Here is a 1764-nt window from a genome sequence, read left to right as displayed (position 1 = left end):
TGGTTGGCTCCCCGTCAAGTGGACACGGAAATATAATAAAATTTTTAGAGAGCTGTTTGCTAATTTTGTGGCAAACAGTTCTCTTGTTTTTCTTTTTTTAAACCTCGGTTGCGTATCTCTTAGCTGTGCGAAACAAAGGACATTTCACACAGCTAAGAGATACGATTATTACGCTGCCATTAAAAGCTGTTGGTGAACTTGTAATGGAGTTTTGGATTTCAAGCATCGTTGGTAACGACCATTGTTATAGTAGTTGATGTAATCTTCGATCATCGATACGAGATCTTCGCGTCTTGTAAATTTATGACGGTAGTATTTTTCTCGTTTCAATGTTCCCCAGAACCCTTCCATTGGCCCATTATCAATACAATGGGCAACACGAGACATGCTTTGTTTCATCCCTTGATTTTTGATTTTAGTTCTCATATTTTTACTGGTGTACTGAAACCCTCGATCGCTATGAAATAGCGGATGAGCCTCAGGCTCAAGTCGAATCGCTTCGTCAAAGGTATCAAAAGCCAACTTATTATCATTTCTATCGCTAATGACGAATGAAACAATACGCCGATCTGCTAAGTCTAGAATGGCACTAAGGTAAATTTTCTTTACTTGGTTTTCTAGAGTGTACTTGAATTCACTGACATCAGTTAGCCATTTTTCATTTGGTTTATCTGCATGGAAATTTCTATTTAGATAGTTCTTGGCAATATGATAAGGATTATTGGAAGCTTTTGTAATTCCGTTTGGATGGTGTTTGATGGTAGATTTAATTTGAAGACTACGACAAATCCGCAATACTCTTTTGTCATTGACGTGCAAACCAAAGTCTTGGACCAAATCGTCGCGGATTCTCCGATACCCCTTGTCGTTATCTGCTTCATAGATATATCTTACTAGGTCTGCCAAGTGCTCGTTAAAGATAGTTTGAGCTGGTTTTGGTTGCTTTAACCAACGGTAATACGCTGATCTGGAGACGTGTAAAAAATCACACATTCGTTTTATCGAATAACTTTTGAGATCATGGAGTTCCTTAATTGCTTGGTATTCAAAGATATGACGGATGAGTTCTAGTCCCACTTCCTTTCTAACTCCCTGACTTTTTTTAAGAGATCATTTTCCATTTCTAACCGTTTGATTTTGCGTTCTTGTTCAGCCAGTCGATCACGCATTTCTTCTTCAGGTGTCCGACTGGGTTCTGTTCCAGCTCGATGTCCTCGGCGATCTTTTAGGCCGGCTTCGCCCATTTCCTCATATTTTAGTACCCAATTACGTACCTGTTGGTACGATACCTGATACTTGATAGCCGTTTTACCATAGTTATGATCATGCACAATACAATAGTGGACAATTTCCACTCGTTCTTTGAAGGTTGTTTTTCTTGATTGACTCATTTGACTTCCACCGCTTTCTGTTTTGAAGTTTCCATGAGTATTATATATCTTTATCCAATCTCGTAGTTGGTTAAGATGTCTTAGTCCGTATTTCTTAGTAATTTCCGACAAACTCCCTAAACCATTTAGGTAATCATTTACAGCCTGAATCTTTGTTTCAATCGTATAGTGTGTATTCTTCCGTCTTGCTAATAAGCCAGTAGGGCCTCCATTCTCATAAAGCATAATCCAGTTACTTAAAGCAGCCCGACTAATGCCTGCAGTGCGAGCTAGGCTGGTCATACTGTCTTCACCATTCAAATAGCTCTCTACTAGTTCTACTCGTTTTTCTGGAGTGAGTTTCATCTTTCTTTGTGGCATACAAAATCCCCCC

At 39.1% G+C, this 1764-nt stretch carries 2 protein-coding genes; both read right to left on the bottom strand.

Annotated elements, in window-relative coordinates; translation table 11 throughout:
* Nucleotides 1-168: 168 nt before the first annotated feature.
* Complete coding sequence (locus tag FFM66_RS11420) at nt 169-1077, bottom strand: IS3 family transposase (RefSeq protein ID WP_212741322.1); 909 nt, start codon at nt 1075-1077, stop codon at nt 169-171.
* Nucleotides 1068-1764: helix-turn-helix domain-containing protein (locus FFM66_RS11415; protein ID WP_212741321.1), on the bottom strand; the 697-nt coding region annotated here is incomplete at its 5' end. The genes FFM66_RS11420 and FFM66_RS11415, both read right to left, overlap by 10 nt.

The organism is Enterococcus songbeiensis, from assembly GCF_005405265.1.
Taxonomy (GTDB): Bacteria; Bacillota; Bacilli; order Lactobacillales; family Enterococcaceae; genus Enterococcus_C; species Enterococcus_C songbeiensis.
The sequence above is the reverse complement of the archived record's forward strand: the minus strand, read 5'-3'. Positions and strand labels throughout refer to the sequence as shown.